Source organism: Tardiphaga robiniae (assembly GCF_001618955.1).
Taxonomy (GTDB): domain Bacteria; phylum Pseudomonadota; class Alphaproteobacteria; order Rhizobiales; family Xanthobacteraceae; genus Tardiphaga; species Tardiphaga robiniae_A.
This window is the reverse complement of sequence record NZ_LVYV01000054.1, coordinates 175,089-191,954: the sequence shown is the minus strand read 5'-3', so window position 1 is coordinate 191,954 and position 16,866 is coordinate 175,089. Positions and strand designations below refer to the sequence as shown.

Here is a 16,866-nt window from a genome sequence, read left to right as displayed (position 1 = left end):
ATCATGTGTGGAATCGCCGGAATTCTTCAGATGCCACAAGCTTCCGGATCCGCCGATCTGGATGCGATCGGCCGAATGACGAATCGTTTGCACCATCGCGGACCCGATGCCCACGGTTCGTGGTGCGATCGTGACGCCGGGATTGCATTCGGGCATCGCCGGCTCTCCATCGTCGACCTCACTGACGCGGGGCGACAACCGATGCTTTCCGAGAGCGGCCGATTCGTCATCACATTCAATGGTGAGATCTACAATTATCCGTCGTTGCGACAGGAGCTTCAACGCCTCGGCCAGAACTTCATCGGCAGCAGCGATACCGAGGTCTTGCTCGCGATGATTGAGAGACGGGGATTTGAGGCAGCCCTGGCGCGCTGCAACGGCATGTTCGCAATCGGCCTCTGGGATCGTCAGACCCGCACTCTCCATCTGGCCCGCGATCGAATGGGAAAGAAGCCCCTGTACGTCGCCAGAACGCGAAACGCCGCTGTCTTTGCTTCAGAATTAAAGGCGATCAATGCGTTCCCCGATTTCCATCCGGAGATCAATCCGTGCGGGGTCGCTGAGTTTCTCGCCCGCGGCTGGCTACCGGATGAACATTGTATATGGAAAGATGTCTTCAAACTTCCGCCCGGCAACATTCTATCTTTCGGCGCCGATGAACTTCTGGCATCTCGGGATGCTGCAGCGCTTCGGGCAAAGGCGCGCACTTGGTGGTCGCTGGCCGACATCGCAAAGCACGGCCGAAAAAACCCCGTTTCCGCGGACGATGGCGAGCTCGTGTCGCATCTTGATGGCCTGCTTCGCGACGCCGTCAGTAAGCGCATGGTTGCCGACGTGCCAATCGGGCTGTTCCTGTCCGGTGGCATCGACAGTTCAACTGTCGTCGCCCTGATGCAATCCCAATCCACCCGGCCGGTCCGCACGTTCACTATCGGTTTCGGTGAGCCCGCCTTCGACGAAGCGGCCAGTGCCGCGGCCGTGGCTCGTCACCTCGGCACGGACCACACGGAGCTACGTCTCACTCCTTCGGAGGCCATGGATGTCATTCCCGAACTGCCCCGTATTTGGGACGAGCCGTTCGCCGACGAATCGCAGATTCCGACACTGCTGCTATCTCGCCTCGCCCGCCGGGATGTAACTGTTGTCCTTTCCGGTGACGGCGGAGACGAATGTTTTGCTGGATATTCCAGGCATCTTTTGACCGCCCGTCTGGCTCCCCTCCTTAACTCCAATCGAGCACTTCGGCGAACGGCGGCAATGGGTGTGTCATTGCTCGCCCGCGGTTTGCGGGAGGACATCGCCGACGCCCTGCCTCTTCCAGGCCGCCTGCGACGGATGATCGGAAGCGACCGGATTAACCGCCTTGCGCAACTGTTTGCAGGCAATGACGCCGGCGACATGTACCGGAAAGTCATGCGGCTTTCTGAGCTGCAATTAACCCCGGAGCAGGTCACCGATTCGGCTAAGGTGCCGCCGCTGAACGATCTTCTATCCGACTTCATTGTGCGGGACATGATCGGTTATCTCCCCGGCGACATTCTAGTGAAGCTCGATCGGGCCAGCATGGCGACAGGCCTGGAAGCGCGCTGTCCAATTCTCGACCATCGCGTCGTGGAATTCTCATGGCGGCTGCCGAACACGGCCAAGGTGCGCGATGGACAGGGCAAGTGGATCTTGCGGCAGGTTCTCAGCCGTTACTTGCCACGCCACTTGATAGATAGACCCAAGCAGGGATTCGACGTGCCTGTTGGCGCCTGGTTGAAAGGCCCCTTGCGCTCATGGGCTGCAGACCTGCTCTCCGAATCACGCCTTAACCACCAGAATTTGCTGGATGTACAACGAGTCCAGAGCTGCTGGCAGGATCATCTGAGTGGCAATCGCGATCACTCGCGAATGCTATGGGCCGTCCTGATGTTGCAATCATGGCTGGGAACGGTGGTTGAACAGAGTACGTCCCGATCGATAGATACCCTCGAGCCCGCACAGTAGAGGAGCGAGCTATGGAAGCGTTAGTAGGAAGACGCATTCGACCGCTGCAGGCTCTTTCGCCGGATATGGCAGAGGACGAATTTGGGCGGCGCCTGACGGAGCAATCCCTGGCTTCAAATGACGGTCTCCAGTCTTTGCACCGGGTGTTGGATAGCGTGCGGAAGTACAAGCGGCTTGTCGTCAGGACGATTGTCATCGGCGCCTTGCTGGCTGGAGTAGCCGGTCTTCTTATGTCTCCTTCTTATCTGGCGACGGCACAACTTGCTGTTGACGTCCGACAGTCCGGCGCAGTCGATGCCTTGAATGCCGGTGGCGCGTCCGCAGCACCTACACCGGCAGCCGAGGAATCCACCATCGACACACATGTCACGGTGCTGCTTTCCGACGCCTATCTGCGGAGACTTCTCCCAACGCTCCGCGCTCTCGAGGATGCGAGGCACGGTGCTGAAGCGGGGTCACTAACGTGGATGCAAAGCTTGCGCACGTTCTTTCGTCGTACATGGTCAGCAACCAAGGAGCTGTTACTTGGCAAGAACCACGAGCCCGATGACGGGTCGGCTCTCGCTGCGCTAAAGCGCAGCCTGAAGGTTGGCCAGGAGCGGCGATCCAGAATCATCGCCGTTACTTCTACGGCCTCCAATCCGCAACGAGCGGCGGAAATCGCTAATACGGTGGCACAATCGTATGTCGATGAGGTCGCGCGTCAGAAGCAAAGCGATGTGGAGTATGCTTTGAGCTCCCTCGCGACACAATCATCCAAAGTTCAGCGCGACCTTGCAAAGGCGGAGGAGGAACTAAAAGCTTCCCGTCTTGGCCAGCCCTCGCCCTCCCGGAGCGCCGCGCTGGAGTGGCAGGTCACCACGCTGGCGCAACAGTTTGAAACGCTCCTGCGGCGACGGCAGGAGCTAACCGCAAAAGGCCTCACCGCGCAATCAGATGTCAGTATTCTCGCCACGGCCACGCCGCCAGAACGGCCGACATCACTACACCCGTTACTTATGATTCCTCCTGCAGCGATTATCTTTGCTCTGCTGGCTTGTGTTCTCGCAGTCGTATTGAATCACTTCGATCGGACCCTGCACACGGAAGCCGACGCCGCTGAAGCTCTGCGTATTCCATGCGCCGGACTGATACCTTCGATTCCACTGGAGCCAGGCAAGCAGCCGCATTATGTTTTGGAGGAGCCTGCGAGCCACTATGCCAGAGCAATCCGCTCCATTCTGGTATCCATACTGGCCTCCGACCCGGCAACCCCACGATCGCAGCGTGTTGTCCTCGTCAGCTCCAGCATCGGTGGGGAAGGCAAGACCACACTTGCATGGAGCCTTGGTCTTTACGCTGCCCGGCTCGGGTGGCGCACTCTACTCCTTGACTTTGGCCAATTCACTCGTCGACCGGGTGGCGAGAGCGCCAACTTACTCAGTGTACTGGCGTATGGTCGTCCACTTGCAGACGCGATCGAACATATCCATGAGTCCGGAATTGACTACCTGCCCGCCACATCGTTTGGGGGACATCGGCTTCGGATTCTCGCCGACCCCAAGATTCCTTCGTTGCTTCGACAACTGAGCGACACCTATGATTTCGTGATCATCGACGGGCCCTCGCTGCTGGAAGCCCCGGAAGCAAGACTTCTGGCGAGTTGGGCTGACCATGTTTTGCTCGCCATTCACTCTGGAAGCACCGATCGTGAGGCGGCGCAGACCGCGCTGCATCAACTTGTTCGGACGGAGCATCTCAACCCCGCCCAGAACACGAGATTCTCGTCGGTCTTAACTCGCGTCGAACCGCCACAGCAGGACCAGTTCGGTGAGCGCGCTCAGCAACTGTTCAAGAGGACTTGGGGCGTAGTCCGTCAGCGGTCGAAGAGAGCAATCACTTGGAGAACGTGGGGCGGAGAAGCAATCGAACTGAAGCGCTCCGGATCACCCAAACTGAACCCCCGCAATTGGTTAAGAAGCGATTGAGGGCAGCATGATTATCGAGACTTTCGGTCCACCAGGCGCTGGCAAAACAACCTTTAGTGAGGCACTCGCTCAACGCCTGCGTGACCGTGGGTATGAAGTCGACCTCGTACTTACGTTGCCGCATCTATCCAATCATCTTCTAAACTTTGGTGGATTTCTTCCAGCGCTGCAGCGCGTCACTCTTGCGATCTTCGCCACCATCGCAATCTTGTGCCGTCCTGTCGCAAATGCCCGAGGGCTGCGTCTGGCGAAGGATTTGCTCCGACTGATGCCACCCAGCAATCCCGTCTGGTGGATCAGGCTTAGCCAATACGTCGTCCGGTTTTCCTGCATATGGAGAGATTCGCACAAGCCCGATCGCATCGTCTTGTTCGACCAGGGCTTTGTGCAGATCGTTTGCACCTTGGCTCTGTTTAGCCGAGCAGACGAGAAGACGATCGCTCATGCAATCGGTATGAGGACGCGATCAGATCTGCTGATCCGCTTTGATGCTCCGGCGGAATTGTTGGAGCAGCGCCTCCATGAGCGAGTACGCCAGAAAACGTACATGGAGAAATGGTTCGAACCCGATGTAGGTACCTTTCTCAAGGCAAAGCCGATTACTGACTACGTTGGCTCGCTGCTCGCGGCCGAGCATCAACAGATGATCTGCATCAACTCGCTCGATCCCGGCCTGATGTCCAAGGCTCTCGATCGTATCGAAGAGGAAGTCTCCAGCAAGTTCAGGCCCGACGGAGCGGTCGGTTTGTCACCTGGGGCAGGGGACGACAGCTTTGAGCGCTGTGCGGAGAAGTTCACGCCACCTTTGCCGGCGCCCGAGACGATCGGAACTTTCACAGCTCAGGCTCAACCCGAGCTGGCTCGGCGCATGGCCAGCGCAAGCCTGTGGGCATTCGTTATCTATGTTGGCGGCGCCGGGCTGACGTGCGTAGCTCAACTTGTCATTGCCCGTACGATAGGAGCGACGAGTTACGGCATCTACTCATACGTCCTGGCCTGGACGACCCTTCTCTCCTACATCGCGGGACTCGGGTTCAACACGGTTCTGCTGCGATATGTGCCGGCCTATAGCGCGACCGGAAAGTGGCCATTGGCGCGCGGAGTCATTCAATTTGCATTCGGACGATCATTGTTGGTTGGGATGTTGATTGCGATCTGCGGAGTCGCCATCGCACTATTCCTGTCGGAGACGCTTCATCGGGAGCTGACTGTCAGTCTGGCGGTTGGCATGGCGACCGTCCCATTGGTAGCGCTTTACGTTCTCGGTTCTGCCACGGTACGCGCGCTGGGTGGCGTCATTTCGGCAATTGCGCCCGAACGCTTCGTTCGGGACGGCCTTATGGTTGTGCTGCTTCTGCTTGCCGTGGCACTCAACGTCACGCCAATCGATGCGACAACGGTTTTGATCGCTTTGATGGCAAGCTCTGCCGTCACAGCGGCCATCGTTGGACTGAGCATGCGGAAGCTTTGGCCGCCACAACTACGCTCGGCGGTGCCGGCTTATGCGCCCCGCGATTGGTGGCATCTTGCCTGTCCTGTCATGATCTTGATTGGAGTTGAGGTTCTCATGAGCCGCGCCGGCGTGATTATCCTCGGCTGGACCGGCGATGCCCACGAGGCCGGCATCTTCGCACTGGGGTTGAATTTAGCTCTTTTTCTTGTTCTCCCGCGTATGGCAGTAGGGACGTTCTTTTCGCCAAACGTCTCGAAGCTTCACGCTCATCGGAATGAGGCAGCGCTTCAGAGTCTGTTTGCCCGAGCAACTGTCCTGTCGCTGGCTGGAACAGTCGTGCTGGCACTTCCACTTTTGTTGCTGACGGTACCGCTACTCCGCTTTTTCGGCGAGGAATTCGTTGCAACAGCTCCGGTCGCCCAAATTCTCGTCGTCGGACAGATCTTTGCTGCTGCTACTGGTCCGCAGCAAAATCTTCTGACCATGACAGGGCATGAGCGGGCAGCAGCCGCAATCACGGCGATCGGAGCCGTCATGAACGTCGTCGCCTGTGCGATCGGCATTGCTTTCTTTGGCGTGATGGGTGCCGCCGTTGCGACGGCCGTGACGAATGTGGCCTGGAACACGGCAATGGCGATCTACATCTACAAACGCGTGAACATGACGGCCGGTCTGCTCTTTGCCTTTGTGGAGTTTCGTCGGCCCGCCGCCGCCGAATAGCCTGGTAATTGGATAGAGGCAGGAAAATTGGTGCAGCCCTATCATTCACTCGAAGGACGTCAATAGCCGACGTGTGGCCTACGATCTCCATCCCGCAACGGTGAGTACCGTCATGCAACTTCAGAGATTTCCCGATGGATCCTTGGCGAAACGCGCGAAGACGTTCGCTGGCGGGCGCGCACTTTCCGGAGATTTAAGGGAGCCTGCAGAAGCCCTCTGGATGCCCCCCCCCGAATTGCCCCTTGACGTGGGCGGGCCTGTCGATCGCCCGTTCAATCGTATGGGGGGTGAATTTGCCGGCGTGCCCGCGATTACGCATCTGGATGCGGTGGCAAGGAGATTTCCGAACAACGTAGCCATCAGCGACGACACCCGCCAAATCACATATTCGGATTTTCTGATCAGAGTTCTGACGCTGGCCCGGGCGATTGCAGCGGTGACTCCCGAAGGGCGAGCCGTCGGCCTGTTGTTGCGCCACTCGATCTGGCATCCGATCGCCATGCTTGCATGTATGGCCGCAGGGCGCCCCTTGGTGCCGCTCAATCCGCGCGATCCGGATCAGCGACTTGCCCACATCGTTGCAAATGCGCAGATTTCTGTACTGATCGGCCAGGGCGACAGTAGCTCGACCAAATGGATCGATGAAGACGGCCTGCGCTGGATCGATATTACGCGCGCCAACGAATTTTCCGGCGATACCGCATCGCTTGAGTCGATCTCGGTAGATGCACCTGCCCTCGTGCTCTACACCTCGGGCAGCACCGGACAGCCAAAGGGTGTTGTGAATAGCCAACGCAGCTTGCTCCAGCGCGTCCAGCAATATGCGGATGCATGCCACATAGACGCCACTGACGTCTTCATGCCTCTGAGCGGCCCTACGACCATTGCGGGCACCAGAGAGATGCTCACGGCCTTGTTGACCGGCGCAAGATTGCATATGGCGGATGTCGAGGCCCTTGGCCTTCGCGGCGTGTTGCGTCAGATCCGATCGCAGCAGATAACGATCACGTATATCGTTCCCGCTCTCCTGCGGGCAGTGGTTGCCGCGAGTGATACCGGTGATTTCGAATCGCTTCGGGTTGTCCGCATCGGCGGCGAGAAGGTGTTGTGGACGGATGTCGCACTCGTCCGAAAGGTCGTGAAGCCCTCCTGCTTCATTCAGATCAGCTATTCGTCGACCGAAACCACCGGCACGCAGTGGTTTCTTCCCGACGACTGCAAAGAAGGCGATTTCAGCATACCCCCGGTTGGCTATTTGCTTCCCGGAATGTCGTTTGCCGTCGTCGACGACAACGGAGTGCCTGTGCCCACCGGCGAGGTTGGGGAGCTGATCATCAAGGGCGTGCATGTGCTGCTTGGCTACTGGGAGAACGGTCAGGTGCTCCCTGCATTACCTGACCCGGATGACGACCGCTGCCGCATCTTCCCGACAGGCGACCTTGTTACTGTTGATGCGCGCGGATTGATGCAGATGCTGGGACGAAAGGGGCGTCAGCTCAAAATCAATGGACGGCGTGTCGAACCGGCTGAACTCGAGGTTGTTGTACGCAGAATTCCCTATGTGAGCGACGCCGTCGCCATCGTCACCGATTCAAGCGAGCTGATTATTTTTGCATCGCCAGGTGTCGAGGCCAAGGCAACATTCACGGCTGACGTTCGGGACGTTATCAGGCAGACGCTTCCGACCGCATTGCATCCCACCAGATTGCATGAAATCGCAGAGCTTCCGCGCCTCGCCGGCGGAAAGATAGACGTCGCGAAACTCAAGGTGCTGGATACCGAGAGCCGAAGAGGTCCAGGCCCACCTCAGCCCCCAGGGGCGGGTGAAGTGAAGCAAGCCGAAAAAATGGTGGCGCAGGTATGGACGCGGATCCTAGGTACGACCGACGTTGCCAGCCGCTGGGACGAGGCAGGTGGCGATTCCCTCAAGCTTCTGCGATGCGTGATGGAGCTGGAAGAGCTGGTTGGCCAAGAGCTCAACATGGAAGCCTTCACGGTGGACATGAGCGCAGCCGATATGATTCAGATCGTCGCTGCAGGTGGCCGGTCGCAGCGGCAACAAGTCGCCGGGGAACTCCTGCCTCATCTGGTGATGTTGCCGGGCTCGATAGGTTACGGCCCGAGTCTGGCGGCGTTCGGGGCACAGCTGAGCAAGACGGCTCACGTGATCCCGATCCGTTACCCGGATCTGACGTCCGCCCTGACTGGATGCGGTTCGGTTGACCACATGGCGACGTTGGCGCTGGAACAGATCAACGCCGTTCATCCCCGCGGCGACATACGTCTAATCGGTTATTCACTGGGTGGCGGCGTCGCATTTGAAGTGGCAGCCCGGCTGATTGCGGAAGGCCGGTCGGTGAAATTTCTGGGCATTCTTGACACGAATATCGGCCCCCGCAGGAGTGACTATCGGGAGACCCTGTCACGTACGCTGCAGCGAGTTAGATCACACCGGGTTACGATGTACCGAATGCTGTGTCGCGCTATCGCAAAATGTGTTGCTCGACTTCACTGGGAGGTGAAGTTCTGCCGAATTCTCGATGCGAGGATCTGGACGCACCTGGCCGGCACCCGCTTCATGCTCAAGTTGGAGCTTGAGGAGATTCTCCGGATGCAGGAATTCGGCCGCTGGGTGGCGAGTGCCAAACCTCGCTTGCCAATTACCGGAACGCTATTCCTTTGCAACCGGCGAGGGTCACCAGCACACCTCGGATGGGACTCTCTGTTTGCAAAACTGGAGGTTATTCCGATTGCTGGCGGCCATCTCGATCTCGTTATCGACCCGCATTTGACCGTCAACCGACCGGTCATCGAACGAGCGATCACGTCGTCCTGTTCCTGATCTTCGACCAACAGATTGGAACGAGGCGATGCAGATCGCAAAGGCCCCCTCTGGATCAAGGTCGCAAGTAGCTCCAGCCTCGCTCTTGCAGCTCCATGAGCCGTACCACTCCGGATTTGGTGACCTTGGCCTGCGGGATAAGAGGAATATCTTTCGCTTCAGCTTTTGCCATATTCTCGCGGGTGTTCCCGCATGCTGAAAAGGTCAGCTGTGGCATGGTTTCGCTCATGGATTTGATGCGCGCTTTGACGGGAGAGGTGTCATCTCGCAGCATATGCAGTCCGGGTCCAAAAACGACCACTTCGATCCCAACCTTTTGACCGATCTCGCTGTAGTGCTGAGCTGCATTGCTGACGTTATTGAGAGCGAGATTCATTGTTGCGGGGTCATTGACGTTAACCTGTACAACGAGCCGATGTGGCTGCGTTCGGATGGCCGCAGTCGTCATCTTGGCGTTAACGTTCATTTTGGCAGAAGTCTTGGCAGAAGTATTGATTTCTACAGCGCCGCTGGTTTGAGTGCTCAGCACCAAGATACTCCCAACGGCGGCCACGCTGGCGAAGACGACGAGTGATCTGTTCATGTTGTTTCCTTGAGTGTGCTGGAGTGCTGGCTCAAGTGTGCGCTACAGCGTAATCGTGCGCGAACAAGCGGGTCAAGAATAGTTCAGGCAATGCAGGCGTGATCTACTTAATTGCCGCGATGGTGCGCCTACCTCATTGTGACTACTTCCATTGCTACATCGACAAACGGTCGATGAAGGCTGTGTCATGAAAATGGTCACACATAAAAGCTCACCTGAGTTGTCACGATGTGGTCACAGGCAATTGAGGTAGCATCGCATTGGCTACCGCGATCCAAAGTTGTTGAGGGCTCCCGCGTAACAAGCAGAACTGTTGCGCGTGCCTCGTCTGCAGCGGGAGCTTGCATCCTGTGGGTCTTCATTGGGGCTGCGGAGGATGGACTATGCGGTGAAAGCCAATTCCGCGCGCAGGCCTCCGAATCCCCTCAAACACGGGAGCGGGGGCTGGTCGTTGAACGGGAGCGGAACAGGGCTGAGGCCCTTGCACCTACGCTTGTCGCGCCCCCCCGAGCAGAACTCAATGCGGTGCAGTCGACGGCTGAAGCGGCCAACACCATGCTAAGACACGCGCTTGATCAAGAGCGAGCTAGGGCAGACGCCCTTGCGGGTGAACTTGCGACCCTCCGGGCGGAACTCGAGACGGCGCGGGTGGCAGGCAAGGAATCTGCCCAGGCCATCGAGGTAGGGATCAGGCAAACGCAAGCGCTCGAACAGGAGCGAGACAAAACAATCGACCTTATGCGTGAGCTTGCCTTCCTTCGGACGGAACTCGACGCGGCGCGGATCGTGATTTCGAAAGCTGTGCAAGCCACCGAGGCAGAGATCAAGCAAGAGCAGGCGCTCGAACAGCAGGAGCGGCGGAAGGCAGACGCGCCCGCCCATGACCTTGCTTCCCTTCAAGCGGAACTCGATACGGTGCGGATCGCAGCTTCGGACGCCGCAAAAGCCACCGCGGCAGAGATCGAGCAAAAGCAGGCGCTCGAACAGCAGCTCAAACAGCAGCAAGACGGCACGGAAGCCCTCAAGCGTGAATTGATCTCTCTCCGGACCGAACTCGACGCGGCGCGTGCCGCGACGCCGGAGGCTGCGCGGATCGTCGAGGCTGCGAAGGTCGAACAAGAGCGCGCATCTGCAAAGGAGCGCAGCCGGACCGAGGCAGTCGTCCGCGAGCTCTCCTCGGCGCGTCAGCAGATCGAGGAGCATGCCAGCCGTCTCGCGGCGGCACACGCTGAGGTGCTTCGGGTGACGGAGGCCAGCAACACCACGGCAGCAGAGCAGAAGCGAGCTCTTGCCAGCGAGCGCGAGCGTGCTGACGCACTTGTGCAGGAGCTTGCTCTTGTTAAGAACCAACTGGAGGCTCGAAACCAGCAGCTTGCTGCCGTGAGTGCTTCTCAGACTCTCGCTTCGCGCCAACCCGCCCCTACTGGCCGGAACGAAGGCGCGGCGGAGCCCCGTGCGAAGACGACCGAGGGAAAGAGCGCCTTGCCGCAGTGGGCTTCCACTCAGGCCGTCGCTTCATATGCGGAACGATCGTCCGTGTTGGAAACGCCACCGCAAGCACGGTCGACCGCTCGCGAAGCCGTGCCAAGTGTGGAGCCGAAAGTCCCCGTGGCATCAGAGGCAACCGTGCTGGCGAGTGTCGCTCCCTATTCTGTGGCGGACGAACAGAGACTGCTTGTTCGGGCGAACGCATTGCTCCGGCAAGCTGACATCAGCGGGGCGCGCCCATTGCTTGAACACGCTCTTGGACATGGCAGCGCGCGAGCCGCCTTTATGCTCGCGGAGACCTACGACGCCCGCGTGCTGAAATCGTGGAGCGCACGTGGGGTCCTCGGTGATTCCAGAAAGGCACTCGAACTGTATGAAAAGGCACAGGCGGGCGGCATTGAGGATGCGAAGGCGAGGATTGAGTCGCTGAAATAGCAGCCAGCTCGTGACGCGTAGATGGTCATTCCGAGAATGGAGACTCGCATGTCGCTCATCAAGTTCTCATTTGCTATGGCATTAGCGGCGTTCGGGCTGCAACTGGCCGCCAATGCCCAATCTCTCCCGACGCGCGAGACGCAGGCTATGGCGGCGGTGAAAAGGACCGAAACGGCCGCGAAAGAGCGCATCAATGCATGGACTGTCGGCCTCGCCGGCGGGCTCATTGAAGGGGCTCCGCTTCGTCTCGCAGCAGAGATCGCTCGCGTCGTAAACGAGGAGGATAAGCTTCACGTCCTCCCGATCGTGACGCGCGGAGCAACGGAAAACGTCAATTCGCTGCTGTATCTTAGAGGCGTTGATGCGGCGATCATCAACACGGATGCTCTTGACGAATATAGAGCTCAAGTCCCGTCTATCGAACGGCGCATCGTCTACGTTCTGAGCCTCTTTCCGTCCGAACTGCACATATTCGTCCGCCCCGAGATCCGGTCGCTCGAAGATCTCAAGGGCAAAAAGGTGAATTTCAATACGCAAGGTACGGCAGCCGCCTATTCCGGTCCGCTGATCTTCAGCCGGCTGGGACTAAACGTGGAAAAGATGTTCATTCCGCACCAGGTAGCATTGGAGCAAATGAAGCGCGGAGAAATCGCAGCCGTTGTGTTTGTGACGTCAAAGCCCGTCGACGCTTTTCTGAAGGGACGCTGGGATCCCGGATTTAGGTTCCTCGCAGTCGAATACGGCGCCAAATTTGAGGACTACTATCTTCCTTCGTCTATCGACGCGACGGACTATCCGAGTCTGGTGCCGAAGGGTGAGCGGATAGCGACGATTGCAGTCCCCACCATCCTTGCGGCCTACAACTGGCCACAACAGTCCGACCGATACCGGCGCGTGGCGCGCCTTGTAGATCACCTGTTTAGTCGCCTCGACCGGTTGCAGTCCCCCGGTTTCGATCCGAAATGGAAAGAGGTCAACCTGCGCGCCAGCGTGCCGAGTCTCAGCCGGTTTAAGCCGGCGCAGGAATGGCTTGATCTTCCGCAAGCCGTAACAGCGGGACGATCCCAATGAAGGATGTGGGTGCTCTCGGTCTGACTGTGCTCTTAGCTCTGAGCCAGGCGGTGTTTGCTCAAACCGGTGGCGCCATCGATCGTCTGAAGATTTGCTCACAGTTTGAAGGTATGGAGCGATTGAAATGCGTCGACGAGCTGTTGGGGGAGATGGCTGAAACCCCCGATACCGCGTTGTCTCAAAGTCCGAACTGGATCATCAGCGAGACGACCTCGCCGGTGGATTATCAGCCGCAGATTGAGGCACTGATGATAGCGCGCGCGGCGTCGCAAAATGCTGCCTCCGCGCTCGCCATCCATTGTCGCGCCCATCGCACGGAGTTGATAATTTCCACAACGGGATCCTGGAAGCAGGTCCCGGATGGCGAGGTGAAGGTCGCGCACCGGATCAACGAAGAGCCAGTTGTTGAACAGCGCTGGCGGGCTTTAGAAACGGGGAAAGGTCTTGCCTTTCCAGGCGACGTTGTTCGCTTGCTCCGCTCAATGCCGGAGGGCAGCCAACTTCTCGTTAAGGTCCGCGTTGGGAAAGGTCTGCCATATGAAAGTACGTTTCAATTGGTCGGCTTGGATTCAGTCCGACGCAAGATAGCGACAGCATGCAACTGGCCCGCGCCCTGACCGACGCAGATGCTAAACGAGTGCAGGACAACGCGACCCGTTCGCAGCTGCCCCTCGCACCCGCTCGTCCATTCAACGCTCCAACATCTGCAATGTCTTGGCATTGCGGCAACGACGGTTATGCTGAACTGAATCAAGCCGCCGGCGAGGCGTCGGCAAGTCGCGATGCCGGTTGGCCTCCTTAGTCCTCCCGCATGCCACGCCGTATCGCATCGGTCATCGGTTGCATGAGATAGGCAAGAACGGTGCGTTCACCAGTCGCGATCAGGACGTCGGCCATCATGCCGGGTTTGAGCTTCTCGCGAATTTTGTCGGGAAATTTTGTCACTTGTACTGAAACTTTGACTTCATAGTAAGGCTGGTGCGTGGCTTCGTCGCGAAGCGCATCGGCTGCCACCGAGAGAACCTCGCCGATGGCGATCGGCGTCGAGCGAGCCTTGAACGAGGGAAGCCGAACTTCCGTGGGCATGCCGATTTGTACGTGATTGACGTCGAGAGAGGATATTTTCGCGGCAACCACGAGGACGTCGTTGTCCGGCACGATCTCCATCAAGACGTCGCCCGGCTTGATCACCGCGCCGACCGTGTGGACTTTCAGATTGACGATACGTCCGGAGCGAGATGCGCGAACGTCCATCCGACCGAGAACGTCTGCGGCCATGCGCAGCTTCTCGCGCGCGTCGGCGAGCTGAGCGCGGGTGTCGGCAAGCTTACCGGTGGCTTCCTCCAGAACTTTCTGCCCGACCTGATTGATCTGTAACCGTGCTTCGTCGATGATCCGTCCGAAGCGCGCGATGTCGGCGTCGTATGAACCAATTCGGCCCTCAAGGTCGGATTTGGAACGCTCCAGAGTCGCAATCCGCGCGAACGGAACGATCCCCTGGTCGGCGAGCGGCTTGAGCTTGGTATATTCCTGCGCCATGCTGTCGAACTGCGCGCGTGCAGCCTTGCTTTGCGCAGCGTTTCCCTGGATCTGGCGCTGCGCCTGTCCGATCTTCTCTTCAAGGATCGAAACCTCGATCTTTCGCGCGACGCGGCGTTCCTCGAACCGCCGCTTCTGGTCGCCCATGGCACGCTGCGCAGAGGGATCGGAGGCCTTCTGCGTCAGTTCGGATGGAAACGTGATCGTATCGGCCCCATCGGCTTCCGCAAGCAGGCGCGCCTCTTCCGCGATTGCCGAATACACGGCCGAACGCGCCATCTCCTCCCGTGCCCGGTCCTGCGTTGGATCGAGTCGCAACAGCACCTGTCCCTGTTCGACATGCGCGTCGCCCCTCACCATCAGGCTTTGGACGATGCCACCTTCCAGGTGCTGAACGGATTTACGGTCGCTCTCGACGACGATCGAGCCTGCAGCCACGACGGCACCATCGATGGAGGCCAGGCCAGCCCAACCACCAAACACTACGAAGGTCAGGAACACGATACCAAAGCCCCGTCTCGCCGGAGTTCGCCAATCGCCCGATGGGTCGCCATTTGCGTTCCCGGCGTCGCGCTTCGGGAATATCGACAGCCACGCCCTCGATAGCCAGGTCAGCGACTGCGCCTTGATCTCCATGAATCGTTGCAGGACATCAGGCGCGCGACCGCCATGGCTCAAACGCCTGAGGAGGCGCGCCAATTCGTCTTGAGGGGCAGTCTTTGCTCGCAGCTTGGGTATATTCATCATTGCCTCGTCACATGGACAGGCCGCATCGAATTTGAAAACGGCGCATGGCGCGAGACCCGATCAACTCGGTGACCTTCCGCCGCGACCCGCGGTTCGTGGCGCTTGGGAGCGACCGTGTCGCCAAGAAGCAACGGAAGAAGCTCTTCGCGGGTCCCCGCGCGCCCGACGCGACCGTCATGCATGAAAACAATCTTGTCCACCAATGAAAGGAGATTGGGTCTGTGATTGATGATCACGATCGTTACGCGCTGTTGACGGAGCATTTGGATGGCATCAGCCAGGGCGCGGTCGCCGTCGCCGTCCAGGTTGGCATTTGGTTCATCGAGTACGACGAAGACGGGCCTTCCAAAAAGCGCGCGAGCCAATCCGATGCGTTGTCGCTGGCCGCCGGAAAGACCCGCCCCGTTTTCCCCGATGACAGTGTCGTAGCCCTGCGGCAGCCGCTGGATCATGGCATGCGCCGAAGCCAGTTGCGCCGCCTCGACAACCTGTTCATCCAAGGCGCCGTCACGAAAGCGAGCGATGTTGTCGCGGACGGTCCCGGCGAATAATTCAACATCCTGCGGCAGGTAACCGAAACTTTGCCCAAGGAAACTGGCCTCGAAATGCCGGATGTCATTTCCATCGACGCGTACGCAACCCTGTGCGGCTGGCCAGGCTCCAACCAGCGCGCGCGCCAGGGAAGATTTGCCGGAACCGGACGCACCGACGATCGCAACAACTTCGCCAGGTGACAGCCGGAAACTGACATCGGAAATCGCCGCCAACTGCGATCCAGGCACCATAACGGTCAAAGCCTCGACGGAGATGTTGCCGACGGGGGGCGGCAATCGCGTCGGTTGTCTTTCTGTAGCCCGCGTCCGCAGAGCTTCGTCGAGGCGGGAAAAAGACGTGCGCGCTGACACGAACGCTCTCCATTGCGCGACAGCCGCCTCAACCGGTGCCAGCGCACGCCCCATGATCAGGGAGGCAGCGAAGAGAACGCCTCCCGAGATCTCCTGATGAATTGCCAGGTAGGCCCCGACGCCCATAATCGCCACTTGAATCGCCATCCGCAGAAATTTCGAGATTGCGAGCAGCGTTCCGCCGCGTTCTCCAGCTTTGGCGCTTTCAACGAGCGCCTGTCCATGCGTGACGCCCCAGGCGGCGCGTACGGCAGGCCCCATTCCGAGACCACGGATCGCTTCCGCGTTACGAAGCGAGGACGTCAATCGGTCCAGAGCGTGGAGATTCTTGAACGAAGCCGCCATCAGCGGCGCTTTGGTGGCGCGCTCATTGAGAAAGGCGAGCGCAAGGATGACCAGCGCGCCTGTCAGAGCAACCATGCCGATCGATGGATGAAGCAGAAAACACATGCCGAGAAAAATCGGAGTCCAGGGTGCGTCCATCAGAGACGTGATCACGCCGCCGGACAGAACATCGCGCAATGTATCGACGTCGCGCAACAGCTGAACATGATGCGAGCTTCCCGTGCGCACCGCCTGCGCGAGAGCCGTTTCAAAAGCTTCTCCCGACAGCAAATGGTCGAAGCGGATTCCGGTTTGCACGAGAACGCGGCTGCGAAAGTGCTCAAGTGCTGCGTAACTGATGAAAAGCGCGAGCGCGATCAGCGAAAGCAGCAACAGCGTCATCGCGTTTCGGCTCGTCAGCACGCGATCGTAGATCTGCATCGTATAAAGCGGCGAAACGAACACCAAGAGATTTATGAAGATAGACAGCCCGCCAGCGGCAAGCAGGCCCGGACGTATCTGGCGGAAAGCGTCCGCAAGCGCGGGCGGTCTTGCTGAAGTATACATGTGTGCATCCAGGCCGCCCGGATCGGACGGCACAAACGGTTAGAGAAATTACATGCGAAAAAGCGAGTGCGACGGCACTCGTACTCAACACATCTCGCACTGCGCGAGACGGCACTCCCCTCGCGGCACACTTGCCGCGATAATCCCCAAGGGGGTCCCCAAGGGACCCCCAAGTCGCTTACATACGCGTGGCGGACCGCCGTATGTCCTGCCTTGTCACGAAATCAGCCCCCGAG

The 16,866-nt window shown here is 59.0% G+C and carries 10 protein-coding genes; 7 read left to right on the top strand and 3 right to left on the bottom strand.

Features of this window, described 5'->3' with window-relative positions; translation table 11 throughout:
- Positions 1-3 precede the first annotated feature (3 nt).
- The 4 genes from asnB (at position 4) to A4A58_RS26280 (ending at position 8,971) form a co-directional block, all read left to right on the top strand.
- Positions 4-1,989, top strand: coding sequence for an asparagine synthase (glutamine-hydrolyzing) (gene asnB / locus A4A58_RS26295; protein ID WP_068737776.1), 1,986 nt, complete (start codon positions 4-6; stop codon positions 1,987-1,989).
- A gap of 11 nt (positions 1,990-2,000) precedes the next feature.
- On the top strand, positions 2,001-3,956 hold the full coding sequence (locus A4A58_RS26290; protein WP_081422074.1) for an AAA family ATPase: 1,956 nt from the start codon (positions 2,001-2,003) through the stop codon (positions 3,954-3,956).
- 7 nt (positions 3,957-3,963) lie between these two features.
- A complete protein-coding gene (locus tag A4A58_RS26285; protein WP_068737771.1) occupies positions 3,964-6,129 on the top strand; it encodes a polysaccharide biosynthesis C-terminal domain-containing protein in 2,166 nt (721 codons plus the stop codon).
- A 112-nt stretch (positions 6,130-6,241) separates the two neighbouring features.
- Positions 6,242-8,971: a non-ribosomal peptide synthetase gene (locus A4A58_RS26280; protein WP_244499874.1), complete on the top strand. Its 2,730-nt coding sequence runs from the start codon at positions 6,242-6,244 to the stop codon at positions 8,969-8,971.
- Positions 8,972-9,026: 55 nt separating this feature from the next.
- Here the strand turns inward: A4A58_RS26280 and A4A58_RS26275 are convergent, their stop codons facing one another.
- Positions 9,027-9,554, bottom strand: coding sequence for a DsrE family protein (locus A4A58_RS26275; RefSeq protein WP_068737769.1), 528 nt, complete (start codon positions 9,552-9,554; stop codon positions 9,027-9,029).
- 648 nt (positions 9,555-10,202) lie between these two features.
- Here A4A58_RS26275 and A4A58_RS26270 point away from each other — a divergent pair.
- The 3 genes from A4A58_RS26270 to A4A58_RS26260 are packed head-to-tail and all read left to right on the top strand — an operon-like array spanning position 10,203 to position 13,165.
- Entirely contained in the window at positions 10,203-11,477 is a 1,275-nt protein-coding gene (locus A4A58_RS26270) for a hypothetical protein (protein WP_139069950.1), read from the top strand.
- A 48-nt stretch (positions 11,478-11,525) separates the two neighbouring features.
- Positions 11,526-12,548, top strand: coding sequence for a TAXI family TRAP transporter solute-binding subunit (locus A4A58_RS26265; RefSeq protein WP_068738001.1), 1,023 nt, complete (start codon positions 11,526-11,528; stop codon positions 12,546-12,548).
- The gene (locus A4A58_RS26260) at positions 12,545-13,165 is read left to right on the top strand and encodes a type VI secretion system-associated protein TagO (protein WP_068737762.1); all 621 of its coding nucleotides are present in this window, start codon (positions 12,545-12,547) and stop codon (positions 13,163-13,165) included. The genes A4A58_RS26265 and A4A58_RS26260 overlap by 4 nt, the downstream gene beginning before the upstream one ends.
- 181 nt (positions 13,166-13,346) lie before the next feature.
- Here A4A58_RS26260 and A4A58_RS26255 read toward each other — a convergent pair whose 3' ends face one another.
- On the bottom strand, positions 13,347-14,831 hold the full coding sequence (locus A4A58_RS26255; RefSeq protein WP_244499873.1) for an HlyD family type I secretion periplasmic adaptor subunit: 1,485 nt from the start codon (positions 14,829-14,831) through the stop codon (positions 13,347-13,349).
- Positions 14,831-16,630 (bottom strand): type I secretion system permease/ATPase, encoded by a 1,800-nt coding sequence (locus A4A58_RS26250; RefSeq protein ID WP_068737761.1) that lies wholly within the window; start codon positions 16,628-16,630, stop codon positions 14,831-14,833. The genes A4A58_RS26255 and A4A58_RS26250 overlap by 1 nt, the downstream gene beginning before the upstream one ends.
- Between the last annotated feature and the right edge of the window lie 236 nt (positions 16,631-16,866).